This window comes from Bradyrhizobium sp. ERR14 (genome assembly GCF_014198235.1).
Taxonomy (GTDB): Bacteria; Pseudomonadota; Alphaproteobacteria; order Rhizobiales; family Xanthobacteraceae; genus Bradyrhizobium.
Genome location: NZ_JACIHD010000001.1, coordinates 125,876 through 140,237 on the forward strand (window position 1 = coordinate 125,876; position 14,362 = coordinate 140,237).

At 64.4% G+C, this 14,362-nt stretch carries 15 protein-coding genes; 8 read left to right on the forward strand and 7 right to left on the reverse strand.

All coding sequences use genetic code 11. The annotated features are described in order from the left end of the window. The first annotated feature begins 1 nt into the window (after position 1). Positions 2-685: an RlmE family RNA methyltransferase gene (locus GGD62_RS00590; RefSeq protein ID WP_183706799.1), complete on the forward strand. Its 684-nt coding sequence runs from the start codon at positions 2-4 to the stop codon at positions 683-685. Between the two features lie 208 nt (positions 686-893). Here the strand turns inward: GGD62_RS00590 and GGD62_RS00595 are convergent, their stop codons facing one another. Then, the gene (locus tag GGD62_RS00595; RefSeq protein WP_183706800.1) at positions 894-2,384 is read right to left on the reverse strand and encodes a DHA2 family efflux MFS transporter permease subunit; all 1,491 of its coding nucleotides are present in this window, start codon (positions 2,382-2,384) and stop codon (positions 894-896) included. 449 nt (positions 2,385-2,833) lie between these two features. Here GGD62_RS00595 and guaB point away from each other — a divergent pair, with 449 nt between their 5' ends. The 3 genes from guaB (at position 2,834) to GGD62_RS00610 (ending at position 6,064) form a co-directional block, all read left to right on the forward strand. Further along, on the forward strand, positions 2,834-4,327 hold the full coding sequence (guaB, locus tag GGD62_RS00600) for an IMP dehydrogenase (protein ID WP_018317668.1): 1,494 nt from the start codon (positions 2,834-2,836) through the stop codon (positions 4,325-4,327). Positions 4,328-4,571: 244 nt separating this feature from the next. After that, positions 4,572-5,594, forward strand: coding sequence for an NADP-dependent oxidoreductase (locus tag GGD62_RS00605; protein ID WP_179730763.1), 1,023 nt, complete (start codon positions 4,572-4,574; stop codon positions 5,592-5,594). 170 nt (positions 5,595-5,764) lie between these two features. Next, positions 5,765-6,064, forward strand: a complete 300-nt coding sequence (locus tag GGD62_RS00610; RefSeq protein WP_092252700.1) for a hypothetical protein — start codon at positions 5,765-5,767, stop codon at positions 6,062-6,064. Between the two features lie 10 nt (positions 6,065-6,074). On the opposite strand, the gene GGD62_RS00615 is transcribed toward GGD62_RS00610, so the two are convergent. Then, positions 6,075-6,917, reverse strand: a complete 843-nt coding sequence (locus GGD62_RS00615) for a metallophosphoesterase (RefSeq protein WP_179730761.1) — start codon at positions 6,915-6,917, stop codon at positions 6,075-6,077. Positions 6,918-6,986: 69 nt separating this feature from the next. Next, the gene (locus GGD62_RS00620) at positions 6,987-7,601 is read right to left on the reverse strand and encodes an acriflavin resistance protein (protein WP_183706801.1); all 615 of its coding nucleotides are present in this window, start codon (positions 7,599-7,601) and stop codon (positions 6,987-6,989) included. A 170-nt stretch (positions 7,602-7,771) separates the two neighbouring features. On the opposite strand from GGD62_RS00620, the gene GGD62_RS00625 reads away from it, so the two are divergent. Both GGD62_RS00625 and GGD62_RS00630 read left to right on the forward strand, forming a co-directional pair. Then, entirely contained in the window at positions 7,772-8,194 is a 423-nt protein-coding gene (locus tag GGD62_RS00625) for an MAPEG family protein (RefSeq protein WP_183706802.1), read from the forward strand. Between the two features lie 32 nt (positions 8,195-8,226). Continuing rightward, the gene (locus tag GGD62_RS00630; RefSeq protein WP_183706803.1) at positions 8,227-9,528 is read left to right on the forward strand and encodes an RsmB/NOP family class I SAM-dependent RNA methyltransferase; all 1,302 of its coding nucleotides are present in this window, start codon (positions 8,227-8,229) and stop codon (positions 9,526-9,528) included. Between the two features lie 211 nt (positions 9,529-9,739). On the opposite strand, the gene GGD62_RS00635 is transcribed toward GGD62_RS00630, so the two are convergent. The 3 genes from GGD62_RS00635 to GGD62_RS00645 form a co-directional block, all read right to left on the reverse strand. Then, a complete protein-coding gene (locus GGD62_RS00635; protein WP_008141931.1) occupies positions 9,740-9,949 on the reverse strand; it encodes a cold-shock protein in 210 nt (69 codons plus the stop codon). Between the two features lie 266 nt (positions 9,950-10,215). Beyond that, the gene (locus GGD62_RS00640) at positions 10,216-10,548 is read right to left on the reverse strand and encodes a DHCW motif cupin fold protein (protein ID WP_183706804.1); all 333 of its coding nucleotides are present in this window, start codon (positions 10,546-10,548) and stop codon (positions 10,216-10,218) included. Positions 10,549-10,727: 179 nt separating this feature from the next. Beyond that, complete coding sequence (locus GGD62_RS00645) at positions 10,728-11,099, reverse strand: nuclear transport factor 2 family protein (RefSeq protein WP_183237215.1); 372 nt, start codon at positions 11,097-11,099, stop codon at positions 10,728-10,730. 150 nt (positions 11,100-11,249) lie between these two features. Between GGD62_RS00645 and guaA the strand changes: the two genes are divergently transcribed. Further along, on the forward strand, positions 11,250-12,848 hold the full coding sequence (guaA, locus tag GGD62_RS00650) for a glutamine-hydrolyzing GMP synthase (RefSeq protein ID WP_183706805.1): 1,599 nt from the start codon (positions 11,250-11,252) through the stop codon (positions 12,846-12,848). 51 nt (positions 12,849-12,899) lie between these two features. Further along, positions 12,900-13,799 carry an HNH endonuclease gene (locus tag GGD62_RS00655; protein WP_183706806.1) on the forward strand — a complete coding sequence of 300 codons (900 nt, stop codon included), beginning with the start codon at positions 12,900-12,902 and terminating at the stop codon, positions 13,797-13,799. Between the two features lie 35 nt (positions 13,800-13,834). On the opposite strand, the gene GGD62_RS00660 is transcribed toward GGD62_RS00655, so the two are convergent. Next, positions 13,835-14,182 (reverse strand): hypothetical protein, encoded by a 348-nt coding sequence (locus GGD62_RS00660; protein ID WP_183706807.1) that lies wholly within the window; start codon positions 14,180-14,182, stop codon positions 13,835-13,837. Positions 14,183-14,362 lie beyond the last annotated feature (180 nt).

A 14,362-nucleotide genomic window follows, 5' to 3' on the forward strand; every position in this document is an offset into this window, starting at 1 on the left:
GATGGCCAAGGACACCACCGGCCGCTTGCACGTCCAGGTCAAGACCGGCGGCAAGCGCAAATTGTCGTCGAAGCTGTGGCTGGAGCGGCAGCTCAACGATCCCTATGTCGTGAAGGCCAAGGCGGCGGGCTATCGCTCGCGCGCCGCGTTCAAGCTGCTCGAGATCGACGACAAGTTCCGGCTCTTGAAGCCCGGCATGGCCGTCGTCGACCTTGGCGCGGCGCCCGGCGGCTGGAGCCAGATCGCGGCCAAGCGCGTCGGATCGGTAGAGGGCAAGGGCAAGGTCGTCGCCATCGATCTGTTGGAAATGCCCGAGATTCCCGGCGTCGATTTCGCGCAGCTCGACTTCATGGCCAACGATGCGCCGGACAAGCTGACCGCGATGCTGGGCGGCGGCGCCGATTTCGTGATGTCCGACATGGCCGCCAACACCACCGGCCACCGCAAGACTGACCAGCTCCGTATCGTCGGCCTGGTCGAGACGGCGGCCGCGTTTGCCTGCGACGTGCTCAAGCCCGGCGGTGCGTTTCTCGCAAAAACGTTCCAGAGCGGCGCCGACGCCGATCTGCTCGCCCAGCTCAAGCGCGATTTCGCGACGGTGCGCCATGTGAAGCCCGCGGCGAGCCGGCAGGATTCCTCGGAACGCTACGTGCTGGCGACGGGATTTCGGGGCGGGGCTGCCTGAGCCAATCTCCACTGTCGTCCCGGACAAGCGAAGCTCCCGACAACGCGTAGCGTTGTCTGGAGCGGAGCGCCGATCCGGGACCCATACCCACAGGGAGAAGTTTGGCGAAGACTCTGGGTGAGAGCTTCACGCAACGTCTCCTCCCTGTGGTTATGGGCCCCTGCGTTCGCAGGGACGACAGCGAGTGCGTTCAGTCCGCTCGCCCAGCTCACCCCAACCTTTGATCCCGCACGTCCTGGGTGTCCTCCGTCGCCGCCTTGACCGCCGCCTTCTCCGCACCCTTGCCGGCGCCCCTGCGGCTTGCGATCTCCACCGCCTTGCGGCCGGATATCTCGTGGCCGGCGTCGACGGGCATCTGCCAGAAGAACCAGCTCGATGCCGCCGAGGTCAGCGCGACCACGAGAAAGGCGGGGGCGAACACGGTGGCGTCGATTTCGCTGACATGGTTGAACCACATCGTCGTTTCCACGCAGGCCGCGCCGACGGCGACGCCGGCGGAGACCGCGAGCTGCTGGTTGACGCTGACGAGGGTGGTGGCGCGGCTCATCTGCGCGGTCTCGACGTCGGCATAGGCGACGGTGTTGATCGCGGTGAACTCGAGCGAGCGGAAGAAGCCGCCGACGACCAGGATGACCATGATGATGAGCAGCGGCGTCGTCACCGTGAACAGCGCGCAGACGGCCAGGAAGAACGCGCTGACGATCGCGTTCACCGTCATCAGGTTGCGAAAGCCGAAGGTGCGGATGATGCGCGCGGCAAGCGTCTTCATGCCCATGGCGCCGAGCGAGGAGGCGAAGGTGACGAGGCCCGAATGGAACGGCGACAGGCCGAAGCCGATCTGCATCAAGAGCGGCAGCAGGAACGGCAGCGCGCCGATGCCGAGCCGGAACAGGAAGCCGCCGAACACGGCCGCGCGCAGCGTCGGCAGCTTCAGGAGCGAGAAATCGAGCACCGGCGAGCCCGTGCGCCGGGCGTGAATGACGTAGAGCGTCATCGAGATCGCGCCGCCCGCGATCAGTGCGGCGACGGTGCTCCACGGCAGCAGGTTGAGACCGGCAACCGACAGGCCGAAGGCGATGCCGGCAAGGCCAATGCCCGCCAGCACCATGCCATAGAGGTCGAACGGCTCGCGTTCCTCGCTCTTGATCGGGTCGATGAACTTCAGCGCCATGAAGATGCCGAGCAGCCCGATCGGAATGTTGATCAGGAAGATCCAGTGCCAGGACGCGTAGGTGGTGATGAAGCCGCCGAGCGGTGGTCCGATCACTGGACCTATGAGGGCAGGGACCGTTACCCACGCCATGGCGTTGACCAGAGCGCTCTTGTCCACTGACCGCAGCAGCACGAGGCGCCCGACCGGTGTCATCATCGCCCCGCCCATGCCTTGCAGGATGCGCGCGAACACGAAATCGGTGACCGAGGAGGAGAGCGCGCAGCCGACCGAGCCCACCATGAACACGCCGACCGCGATCGCAAACACCATTCGCGCGCCGAACCGGTCGGCGGTCCATCCGCTCGCCGGGATGAACACCGCGAGCGACAGCAGATAGGATGTGATCGCGAGCTTCAGCGTCAGCGGGCTGGTGCCGATGTCGGCCGCTATCGCCGGCAGCGAGGTGGCGATCACCGTCGAGTCCATGTTCTCCATGAAAAGCGCGGTGGCCACGATCAGCGGAATGATGCGTTGCTTGTCGACCATGACGGATTGGTAATGAAAATCGGAAGTGGGTGGAGTTGCGGCTTATCACCGCCACTGGTCCCCGACCATTGCGGATCGACGCATAGCACCTAAGTCCCGCGTAACAACGGTGTGACCCTCCGCCACCGTCGTTCCGGGGCGCGCCCTTGGCGCGAACCCGAGATCCATTGGGCCGCAGGGCCGGCTGCGTGATGGATTCCGGGTTCGCGACTTTGTCGCGCCCCGGAATGACAGTGGGAGGGTGGGCTACCGCTCGGCTGAATCGGCCAAAAAAGCCTGTGCATGGCTGGCCAGCGGTCCGAATTGCTTTGATTCGTCACGCGGCCGTGCTATCGACCCGCGTCAACCCCACCGATGGGCTCCGATTCTCAAGGCGATGCCGCAAGGTACGCCGAGGGCGGCGCTCATCCATTAGCATTTGCGGCAAGGCCGCAGGAAGGAGTTGGCAAATGGCCACGGTGCAACTTCAGGGCATCCGCGAAGCCTTTACGTTCGACGACGTGTTGCTGAAGCCGGGCCTGTCGGACGTCATGCCGGGCGAGGTCGACATCCGCTCGCGCGTCACCCGCGCCATTCCGCTCAACATCCCGATCATGGCCTCCGCCATGGACACCGTCACCGAGGCCCGCATGGCGATCGCCATGGCGCAGGCCGGCGGCCTCGGCGTCATCCACCGTAATTTCGACCCCGAAGGGCAGGCCGCCCAGGTGCGGCAGGTCAAGCGCTACGAGTCGGGCATGGTGGTGAACCCGCTCACCATCAGCCCCGAGGCCACGCTCGACGACGCGCTCAAGCTGATGAGCGATCACGGCATCTCCGGCATTCCCGTCGTCACCGGCGCCGGCAAGAATACGCCGGGCAAGCTGGTCGGCATCCTCACCAACCGCGACGTGCGCTTTGCCACCGACCGCCGGCAAAAAGTCTCCGAGCTGATGACGCATGAAGGCCTCGTCACGGTGCGCGAGAATGTCAGCCAGGACGAGGCGCGGCGGATGCTGCATCAGCATCGCATCGAGAAGCTGCTCGTGGTCGACGAGCAATATCGCTGCGTCGGCCTCATCACCGTCAAGGACATGGAGAAGGCGGTCGCCCACCCGCTCGCCTGCAAGGACGCGCAGGGGCGCCTGCGCGTCGCCGCCGCCACCACGGTCGGCGACACCGGCTTCGAGCGCACCGAGCGGCTGATCGATGCTGGCGTCGATCTCGTCGTCGTCGATACCGCGCACGGCCATTCCCGTCACGTGCTGCACGCCGTCAACCGCATCAAGCGACTGTCCAACTCCGTGCAGGTCGTCGCGGGCAACGTCGCCACCACCGAGGGCACGCAGGCTTTGATCGACGCGGGCGCGGACTGCATCAAGGTCGGCATTGGCCCGGGCTCGATCTGCACCACGCGCATCGTCGCCGGCGTCGGCGTGCCCCAGCTCACCGCGATCATGGATGCGGTGGAAGCTGCAAAGAAGGCCGACATCCCCGTCATCGCCGACGGCGGCATCAAGTTCTCCGGCGACCTCGCCAAGGCGCTCGCCGCCGGCGCCGACATCGCGATGGTCGGCTCGCTGCTCGCCGGCACCGACGAGACACCAGGCGAAGTGTTCCTGTGGCAGGGCCGTTCCTACAAGGCCTATCGCGGCATGGGCTCGGTCGGCGCGATGGCGCGCGGCTCGGCCGATCGCTACTTCCAGCAGGACATCAAGGATACGCTCAAGCTCGTGCCTGAGGGCATCGAGGGCCAGGTGCCCTACAAGGGCCCGGTCGGCAACGTCATGCACCAGCTCGCCGGCGGCCTTCGCGCCGCGATGGGCTATGTCGGCGCACGCGACATGAAGGAACTGCACGACAAGGCCCAGTTCGTCCGCATCACCGGTGCAGGCCTGCGCGAAAGCCACGTCCACGACGTCACCATTACGCGCGAGAGCCCGAACTATCCGGGCGGAGGTTAGTCTCGCTCCGATCTCGCGAGCGCGTGAGTTTCGACGTGCTTGCCTCAACGACGGTGTCATGCCCCGGCGTGACCGGGGCATCCAGTACGCCGCGGCTTCTCGGCTCAATTACGACCGTCTCTGGAATACTGGATCGCCCGATCAAGTCGGGCGATGACAGCGAGTGTGTGGCTCCGCCGCTTTTGTATTGACGCGCCTCGCTCCCTCCGCTTCCGTTCATGTCGAAAAACAATCGGAGGAAGCCATGTCCCAAGCCAAGCGCATCGTTCTCGCCGCGCGTCCCGTCGGCGAACCCAAAGCATCTGATTTTCGCCTGGAGGAATTCGCGGTCCCGACGCCTGCGGCAGGCGAGGTCCTGCTGCGCACGATCTGGCTGTCGCTCGATCCCTATATGCGCGGGCGCATGAGCGATGGTCCGTCTTATGCCGCGCCGGTACCGGTTGGCGGCGTGATGGAAGGCGAGGCGGTCAGCGAGGTCGCGGTCTCCAACAATCCGGATTTCGCCAAGGGCGACATCGTCCGTGCACGAACCGGTTGGCAGTCTCACGCGATCTCGAACGGCAAGGGCCTGATCAAGGTCGATCCGAAGCTCGGTCCGATCTCGACCTCGATCGGCGTGCTCGGCATGCCCGGCATGACGGCGTATACGGGCCTCCTCGACATCGGCAAGCCGCAAGCAGGCGAGACCGTCGTCGTTGCCGGCGCCTCCGGTGCGGTCGGCTCGGCGGTGGGACAGATCGCCAAGATCAAGGGCGCACGCGCGGTCGGCATCGCCGGAGGCAAGGACAAGTGCGCCTACGTGGTGAAGGAGCTCGGCTTTGACGAGTGTCTCGATCATCGCGAAACTGATTTTCCGGCCAAGCTAAAATTCGCCTGCCCGAAGGGAATCGACGTGTATTTCGAGAATGTCGGCGGCGCCGTGTTCGAGGCGGTGTTCCCGCTACTCAACCCGTTCGCGCGCGTGCCGGTCTGCGGCCTGATCGCGCACTACAACGACACCGAAGCCAAGGCGCCGAAATGGGCGGCCAGCATGATGCGCGCGACCCTGACCAAGCGGCTGACCTTCCGCGGCTTCATCGTCTCCGACTTCGCCTCCCGCCATGGCGACTTCCTGCGCGACATGTCGGGATGGGTCCGCGACGGCAAGGTCAAATACAAGGAGTTCGTTACCGAAGGGCTGGACAGCGCGCCCGGCGCCTTCATGGGCCTCTTGAAGGGCGCCAATTTCGGCAAGCAGCTGGTCCGCGTCGGGCCGGACAAGGCCTAGCGCGACAGAGACTTGGACTCACGTGGTTACAGAGCCACAGGCCTCGTGGGGATAGTTAAGAAAGAGTCACCAAATGGTCACACCTGCCCGCAAAAGCCGCAGGTGTGACCGGCTGTTCATTGACGGGATCGCGAAGGCATTGAATCATCGGGCATATTTTAGGTGCTGCGATGTTAGAGATCAGTGTTTTCTGCGTTATCCTGCTTGCTGCCGGCTATTGGCTGGCCATGTTCGTCATGGGCCGCCACGACGACGTCATCCATGGCAAGTTCGTCCATGTCGACGAGGAGGGCGATCTTGCTCGCCCCTCGATGCCGGCGCCGCCCCCGCCGTTCCCGAAGCGCCCGGTCAAGGCCGCGCAGCCTGTCAGGCAGCCGCCTGCCAATGATCTCGCGGCCAAGCCGGTGAACAGCGAGGCGCTGCAATCCTTGCTCGCCGCGATCCAGCAGGACCTCAAGAGCGTCGCCTGATCGGCGCGCCTTAATGCTCGCCGCCCATCTGGGCGAGCAACTCCTCAATGTCGACATCGACCTGGCCCGCGGCCCTGACGTGGCGGACTTCAAAACTGTCGGGCCGGAAGCGGTATTCCACCAGCCCGACCTCCTTGATCGCGATCCGGTCCTGGCGCTGATCGTTGATGACGAAGCCGGCCGACGGCGCCCAGACATGGCGGGTATGGCAATAGGTGAAGTCGCGCCGCTGGTGCACGTGGCCACTGGCGATGAGGCGCAGATCGATCGTCCCGAGCATCTCGATCAGCCGGGCCCGGGCCGGCTGCGGCACGTAGCGGATCGCGGTCTCCGGCGTTTCGGGATCGTCAGGCAGGTTGAGAAATAGCGGCTTGTGCAGGAACAGCGCGACCGGCCTGCCCTTCGTGCGCGATATCTCCTGCGACAGCCAGTCGAACTGCTCGGCCTCGAAGGCGAGCCCCGAGTTCATCACCAGCGAGTTGAGGCCAATGAAGCGCCAGCCGGCAGCCTCGAACGCCCAATGGTCTTCGCCGATCAGGTCGCAGAATTGCCGGCGATGCGCTTCCGTGACCGGCGGCTTCGGCGCCGGGCCGACCGCGGTCGGATTATCGCCGATGTCGTGATTGCCGGGGAGGTAACGGCAGGCGACGGGCAGGGCGTCGTGCAGGTCTTTTGCGAAGACGACATCGTCGCGGCCGGTCGGCCCGTCGAAGGCGACATCGCCGGTGTTGATCACGAGATCGGGCCGGTTGCCGGCGATATGTTCGCTGATTGCCTGGAAGTTGGCGATCAGGCCGGGGAAGCGCCGGCCGAGATGGGTGTCGGAAATCTGTGTCAGGCGAAATTCGGGCATGCGATCATCGTACCCGTGCTCGCGCGTCGGAACGATGACGGCGCGGTCATGGATCGCAACGAACAAAGTTTAAAGCACGCGGTAGCGGATCGTGTAGGCGTCCTGCGGCGCGACGGTGTCGGCGAGCGGCGAGGCGATGCGGTCGGCGAGGTGCCAGGGGCCGAACTCTTGGGAGCGATGCGGCTCGGCGGGCAGACGGAGGCGGAACTCGAAAATGCCCTTGCCGGGCAGGTTCACGACCAGCACGCGATCCGCGGTGCGGTGGTTGAGCGCGACCGCGCCGCGCAGCAGCGCGCGGCCGTCCGAGAGGTCGCGCACGCCCTCGACCAGCGCCAGCGTCTGGTTGCGGTCGGTATGCAGCTCGATCTGGCTGTCGGTCACCGCCGTCAGCATCGCCCGGGGCATGCGGATTTCGAACTCGACGGCGGGCTTGGACGGATTGAGACCGAGATAGGCGAGCGCGGCGTGGCGCATGTCGTAGGCGGCAAAGGCGAACAAAGCCGTCGCGGCCAGAGCGGCGAGACCATGCCTGACGACATCGCGCCAGGTTCGGTAGCTCAGGCGAAAGTAAACCGTCATCGCCAGCGCGACCGCGAGCGCCATCGCGATACCTGACAGCGCCGACATCAGGATACCGAGCCGGCCGTCGGCGGATTCGGTCCAAAGGCTGGACAGGGTGGTCATGGCGCCATCTCGCCTCGATCTCGCCTTAGGCCCGAAAAGGGACCGAAATCGCTTTAACTATCGGTGGTTGGTCGCAAGAGCGGGAACGCCGGTTCAACTCGTTGATTGTCAGGACGAGGAGCGGCAGCTAATGGACGGTCCGGCGCCGCCCGCCGGATGGGAAAGTTCCGATGTCCGTTCAAATGGTCTTGCTGCCGGTCTTCGTCCAGATCGGCCTCACCTTCGCGCTGCTGATCGGCATGGTTTTCGCGCGCCGCAAGACGCTGGTCTCCGGCGAGACCAAGATCCGCGAAATTGCGCTCGGCGAGCCGAACTGGCCGAAGGGCGCCACGCAGATCGCCAATTGCTACCGCAACCAGTTCGAGCTGCCGGTCCTGCTCTACGTCCTGATCGCGCTGGCGCTGCCCCTGCGCCATGCCGATCTCTTCATCGTGCTGATGTCCTGGGTGTTCGTGGTGACGCGCTTTGTCCATGCCGGCGTGTTCGTCTCCTCGAACGATCTCGGCCGGCGCTCCACGGTCTGGCTCGCCGGCGCGCTGGTGCTGCTGGCGATGTGGATCTACTTCGCGCTGAAAATGCTGTTGCTGATCTAGGCGCATCCGCCAATGCCATCTGAAAGATTCAAATGACTCCCGCTGCCCGGCTCTCCGCAGCCATCGAACTGATCGACACCATCGAGAAAGACCGCGTGCCCGCGGCCAAGGCGCTGAAGGAGTGGGGTACCGCGCACCGCTTTGCCGGCTCGGGCGACCGCGCCGCCATCGCCGGCCTCGTCTGGGACGTGCTGCGCCGCTACGCCTCGAGCGCGTTCCTGATGGATTCCGATAGCGCGCGTGCCAGGCTGATCGGCATGCTCCGGCTCGAGCGCGACATGGACACGGCCACCATGGGCGCCTTGTTCGACGGCAGCCGCTTTGCGCCGGCGCCGCTGACCGAGGCTGAGCAGGCGGCGCTCAGCCAGCGGTCCCTGAAGGACGCGCCGGCCGCGATCGCCGGCGACTATCCCGAATGGCTGGATCCGCACCTGGCCAAAGTGTTCGGCGAGGACCGCGCCGCGGAGGCCGCCGCAATGGCGAGCCGGGCGCCGCTCGACCTGCGCGTCAACACGCTAAAATCCAATCGCGACAAGGCGCTGCAGTCGCTTGCTCATCTTCATGCGAAACCGACGCCTTGGTCGGCAACCGGCCTGCGCATCGCGCTTTCGGCTGATGCGCGCAACCCCGGGATCCAGGCCGAAGAGGACTTCATCAAGGGCGGGATTGAAGTGCAGGATGAGGGATCGCAGCTGGCGGCCCAATTCACCGCGGCAAAGCCCGGCGAGCAGGTGATCGACCTCTGCGCCGGCGCCGGCGGCAAGACCCTGGCGCTCGCCGCCCTGATGCAGGGCAAGGGCCGGCTGATCGCGACCGACAGCGACAAGCGCCAGCTCGCGCCGATCCACGAACGGCTGTCGCGCGCGGGCGTGCACAATGCCGATGTCCGCACGCCCAAGGGCGAGGCCGATCCGCTGGCCGATATCCGCAGCACCGCCGACCTCGTCGTGATCGATGCGCCCTGCACGGGAACCGGAACCTGGCGGCGTAACCCCGACGCCAAATGGCGGATGCGTCCGGGCGCGCTGGAGATTCGCCTGCGCGACCAGGCCGAGGTGCTGGAGCGCGCGGTGCCGCTGGTGAAGCCGGGCGGCCGCATCGCCTACATCACCTGCTCGGTGCTGTCGGAAGAAAACGGCGAACAGGTGAGGACGTTCGTCGCGCGCCACCCCGAGTTCGCGCCCGTGCCACCCGAGCAGACCGCGAGCGTGCTGTGGGACAAGGCGGAGGCGTTTGGCGAGGCCGCGCTGCAATCGCCCGAGGGCTTGCTGATGACGCCGCGGCGGACCGGGACGGATGGGTTCTTCGTCTCGATCCTGAAAAAGGTCTCGTAGGGTGGGCAAAGCGAAGCGTGCCCACCATTTGCCGTTGTTGGAAGGCGTGGGCACGGCGCGCGAAGTGCGCTCCTTTGCCCACCCTACGGCATCATGCTAGCCGACGGGGTTCCACCCCCAAAACAAAAACCCCGCAGACCGGATCCCGGTCGCGGGGTTTTCTAACTTGACGTTCTGCCGGTACGTCCGTGGTCAGAACGGTGCGCGGGCGTTAGCCGACGCGGAGATTGTCAGCCGAGGACTTGCCGCTGCGACGATCGGCGACGATGTCGAACGAGACCTTCTGCCCCTCGTTGAGGGAAGAGAGGCCAGCGCGCTCGACGGCGCTGATGTGCACGAACACGTCCTTCTGGCCGTCATCCGGCTGGATGAAACCATAACCCTTTTGGGTGTTGAACCACTTCACGGTGCCCATAGCCATGGGAATTTCCTTTAGTTAGTTAGATTGAGTACGCACGCGGACCGGTACGCAGCATTGCGCCCATAGTCCCTGATGAGTCGATGTTTGGAGAATTCATCTGAAGCGTGCGCGCCCGTCAGCAACGAAGCGAAGCGGCCCAGTCGTTCGGCCAAGTATCGATGATCACAATATAGCGAGAATTTGGGGCCAGTTCAAGGCACCACCCGTGGCTCGGCACGTTGCACGACTTTGCTATTTTGCGGTGCAAATTAACCGCCCGGCGGATCTCAGTCCACGATGAAAAGGGTCGCCCCGGTCGCGGTCGAAGACCGGTGCGCGGCGTCGCCGTAGTCCGAGACCTGGTAGCTCATCCCTGCCGTGAGCTTGAATTTGCGCCCGTCGCGCAGCTCGCTGTCGAGCTCGCCCTTGAGCACGTAGAGCACGTGGCCGCGATCGCACCAATGGTCGGCCAAATAGCCCGGCGAATACTCGACCATCCGCACCCGGAGATCGCCGATATCGAGCGTGCGCCACAACGCCTGCCCGGTCTCGCCGGGATGCGTGGTCGCCTCGACCTTGCTCCAGTCGGTGACGGTAAAGGGGGAGGCGGGGAGTTTCATGGGAGAGGTCCTGTTTCAGAGCTGGCAGTCTCGTAGGCTGGGCAAAGCTTCCGGTGCGCTCGAAGAGCGAAGCGGATGCGTGCCCACCATATCTCGGGATCTTGAAAGAGATCATGGGCACGGCGCAAGCGCGCCTTTGCCCACCCTACGAGAGCTGCGCTCGCAATGACGAGGATGGGCTAGTGGGGCAAATGGTTCGCCGAGCCCTGCACGATCAGGCCCGCGTCATTCACCCGCAGATATTCGCAGATCTTCTTGCCGCGCTCGTTCGCATAGAACACCACGACGCTATCAGGGCTGACGAACAATTCGATCAGCGAAAAATGCAGCTCCGGCACCAGCCCGAGCGCCTTCCCCCAATAGGCGCGCAAAGCGTTCTTGCCCCGTACGGTGCCGCTGGCATCGAACCCCAGCGCCGGAATGCGGTCCGAGGTCATCACGGCGGCCTCGTCATAGAGCGCGAGCACGCGCTCGAGATCGCGCGCGTTCCAGGCCTCGACCCAGGTCCGGCCGAGGGCGGCAAGTGATGATGGCTGATGATGCTGTGACATGGCGTTCTCCCTGATCGGGCCCCGTTTGAGGATTGGGGCAAATTAGGTCAATGATACTTACCTATATCCGTCTTGTCCATGCCCAAAGAAGAATGTGGGCGCGCGGCCCGCGTGGTTGCGGGAAAAGCCCCCGTCGCGTATCTGCTGGCCATGACAGCAGCACAGAACGACCGCTCCGCGTCGACGCCCTCGGTGGCCTCGGCGCACGACAAGATTCTCATCGTCGACTTCGGCAGCCAGGTGACGCAGCTGATCGCGCGTCGCGTGCGCGAGGACGGCGTCTATTGCGAGATCGTCCCTTTCAACAAGGCCGAAGCCGCCTTCAATGAGATGAAGCCGAAGGCGGTGATCCTCTCGGGCGGCCCCGAGTCGGTCCACGAGGCCGGCTCGCCTCGCGCCCCGCAAGCGATCTTCGATTCCGGCGTGCCCGTGATGGGCATCTGCTACGGCCAGATGACCATGGCGGCGCAGCTCGGGGGTGAGGTCGAGGGCGGCCATCACCGCGAATTCGGCCGCGCCGATGTCGAGGTGAAGGCGCCGAGCAAGCTGTTCGAGGACGTCTGGTCATCGGGCGGCAAGAACCAGGTCTGGATGAGCCACGGCGACCGCATCACCAAGATGCCGCCGGGCTTCTCGGTCGCGGGCACCTCGCCGAACGCGCCGTTCGCGATCATCCAGGACGAGAAGCGCAAATATTACGGCCTGATGTTCCACCCCGAAGTGGTGCACACGCCCGACGGCGCAAAACTCATCCGCAACTTCGTGCGCAAGATCGCCGGGCTCACCGGCGACTGGACCATGCGCGCCTTCCGCGAGGAGGAGATTGCCAAGATCCGCCAGCAGGTCGGCAAGGGCAAGGTGATCTGCGGCCTCTCCGGCGGCGTCGATTCCGCCGTCGCGGCCGTGCTGATCCATGAGGCGATCGGCGACCAGCTGACGTGCGTGTTCGTCGATCATGGCCTGCTGCGCCTCGACGAAGCCAAGACGGTGGTCGACCTGTTCCGCCACCACTACAACATCCCGCTCGTGCACGTGGACGCCTCGAAGCAATTCCTCGGCGAGCTCGAAGGCGTCACCGATCCCGAAACCAAGCGCAAGACCATCGGCCGCCTCTTCATCGAGGTGTTCGAGCAGGAAGCCAAGAAGATCGGCGGCGCCGACTTCCTCGCGCAGGGCACGCTCTATCCCGATGTGATCGAGAGCGTCTCCTTCACCGGCGGACCTTCAGTCACCATCAAGTCGCACCACAATGTCGGCGGTCTGCCCGAGCGCATGAACATGAAGCTCGTCGAGCCGCTGCGTGAGCTTTTCAAGGACGAGGTGCGCAAGCTCGGCCGCGAGCTCGGCCTGCCCGAAATCTTCGTCGGCCGCCACCCGTTCCCGGGCCCGGGCCTCGCCATCCGCTGCCCCGGCGACATCACCCGCGACAAGCTCGACATCCTGCGCAAGGCCGATGCCGTCTACATCGACCAGATCCGCAAGCACCGCCTCTACGACGAGATCTGGCAGGCCTTTGCCGTGTTGCTCCCGGTGAAAACGGTGGGCGTCATGGGCGACGGCCGCACATATGATTACGTGGTTGGCCTCCGCGCCGTCACCTCCACCGACGGCATGACCGCGGACTTCTACCAGTTCGACATGAAGTTCTTAGGGGAGACCGCCACGCGCATCATCAACGAGGTGAAGGGCGTGAACCGGGTGGTGTACGATGTGACGAGCAAACCGCCTGGGACGATTGAGTGGGAGTAGGGGGTGCCCTTTCAATCTCAAGCGCTTCGGGGAGGCGGCGTCGCTTAGATCATGGGATTTGGGGTATTCATCCATCGATCGGACTCGATCTACGATGACAGCCCCGCTGAACAGTATCAATTTCCTAGCCAGTATCTTCGCCGCGTTGAAGCCTGCGTCGGTGATTGGATAATCTACTACGAACCGAGCAAGGTCGCTGAGACGCGGGGCTACTTCGCGATTGCGCGGGTTCAGCAGGTTGTTCCCGACCCAGGTACTTCGGGAATGTATTTGGCTCTGATCGAACCCGGAAGTTACCTCGATTTCGCCAATCCGGTCCCCTTCAACGGGCCAACTGGTCCCGTAGAGCGCGGCGTCCTGAATGAGCAGGGACGAATTTCAGGACGCGCTCAGTCTGCAGTCCGTCCAATCTCTCCCGGCGACTTCAACAGAATATGTGAACTTGGTTTGGCGGAGAATGCGCCGCTGTTGCCGCGACGCGATGACGATGTCCGTCCACTCGACCTTAACGAGGAGGCGGTGCCGTTCAGGTTCGAACAGCAGCGCGAGCGCATTAACGTGACGGTATCTAGGATTTTGCGCGATCGAGTCTTCCGTCGCGTCGTGCTTCGCGCCTACGATGAGCGTTGTGCCATCACCGGGCTAAAGCTTATCAATGGAATGGGGCGTGCCGAGGTCGCAGCCGCTCACATACGACCGGTCGAGGCGCGTGGACCTGACATCATTAGCAATGGCATCGCACTTTGTGGTACCGCGCATTGGATGTTCGATCGCGGCCTCATTAGCCTGGCGGACGATTTGAAGATATTGATCTCGCGCCAGACAAACGATCCGGACGGCGCGCGATCAATCATCAATAAGACGGGGCACGCACTTGCGCCGCGGCGAATATCAGATCGCCCACACCCGCACTTCCTGAAATGGCATCGCGAACATTGCTTCAAGCAATAGGGAAAGCGAGCGAGGTCAACGCGTAGGATGGGCACCTATCTTGGCGCCAACCCCGCGCCGTTCTGGAACGCCAGCAGCCCGACACAGAAAATCGCTGCACCGACCAACAGCACCACCGGGACCAGGTATGGCGACGAGATGACTTCGAGCGCCGGAAATGCCTTGTCCGAAACGAACCGCCTGTAAGCCACCCATGCGGTTGCGATGAGGGGCGTCAGGGCGACGATGATGTAGAGAGCCCCGAGGATCCAGCCGAAGGCCGTCAGGTCCTTGGATCGGGTGGCCTCTCCTGCAAAGCCAAGCGCGGCAATTGAGATGAAGGCACTCAGCGCGCTGACGACAAGCTCGGCGGCGAGGACGACGATCGAGACCGTTACATTCATTCCCGGATTCCGTTCGAGAATGGACTTCCATGAGAAGTCATCCGTGATTCATCCTGTGCGTGCAGCTCGTAGCATCGGTACTGAGCTAACGCCAGCGCAAGCGCGCTTTGCCGCCGGGGGCGCATCAACCACGGTTGAAGTCCACGAGGTCGAGGATAAAGCGCTCGAAGTTCGGCGCGC